The 839-nt window shown below is 32.3% G+C and carries 2 protein-coding genes; both read right to left on the bottom strand.

Translation table 11 applies throughout. From position 1 onward, the window contains the following. Positions 1 to 273: exopolysaccharide biosynthesis protein (locus ACJ5GX_RS06385; RefSeq protein ID WP_495292823.1), on the bottom strand; the 273-nt coding region annotated here is incomplete at its 3' end. 114 nt (positions 274 to 387) lie between these two features. Further along, positions 388 to 839, bottom strand: a 452-nt coding sequence (locus ACJ5GX_RS06380) for an exopolysaccharide biosynthesis protein (protein WP_495292822.1), incomplete at its 5' end; no start/stop codon positions are given.

Here is an 839-nt window from a genome sequence, read left to right as displayed (position 1 = left end):
CATCCAAGGAGAATCAAACCCAAATAGAAGCTGCAGTGAAAATAAGATTAAAGGTATAGAAAGAATGGTTGTATAGCCAGGTGGAACAGGTATAGGTACTGATAGCGGTAAAGAGAAGATGATTATTAAAATACCAAAACCACGCTCATGTAAAGCTGTTTTAATATCAAATAATGTTACTTTATCATTATCGTTATTATTAGTATCTGCAACCTCTTTTAGAATATCAGAGGCCAATTTTTTATCTTCAGTCAATTTCACACTTTTTTCCACAGTTACCCTTTAATAACAATATAACTTCTAACTAACATAGTTATTGCTATATTTCAATATCGATTATTCATTTCATGCTGTACTTCATTCTTTTATTAAAGTGTTGTAAAGCTTTTAAGTTATAAGGCTTTTAAGAAGAGAAAGTGTTCCGGCTATAAGTTTTGGTCCTTTAACTATTACAATAAGGGTAACCAATAACGCACAGAATGAAACTAACACTCCTAACGTAGATAAAAATCCATCTTTACCCATAATGCCGAGTGAAATAAGAGTTATACCAATTGCAGGAAGGAAGTGAGTAAAAGGTAATGGAAGAGCTATTATTATTGCACAAAGCAACATCATAAAAGCTAGAATCTTTTCACCCGGACCAAGAAAAATAAAAGACATTCTTGGTTTCATGAACTTTTCTATTTTTTTTAATATAGGTGAAGTTTTCTCTACCACGAGAGCTAGTGTTGAACGTTGAAAAGATTTCCTTTCTAGCCAATTAGGCATCCAAGGAGAATCAAACCCAAATAGAAGCTGCAGTGAAAATAAGATTAAAGGTATAGAAAGAATGGTTG

The sequence above is a fragment of the Wolbachia endosymbiont of Tuta absoluta genome (genome assembly GCF_059414725.1).
This window is presented reverse-complemented; position numbering and strand designations above follow the sequence as displayed.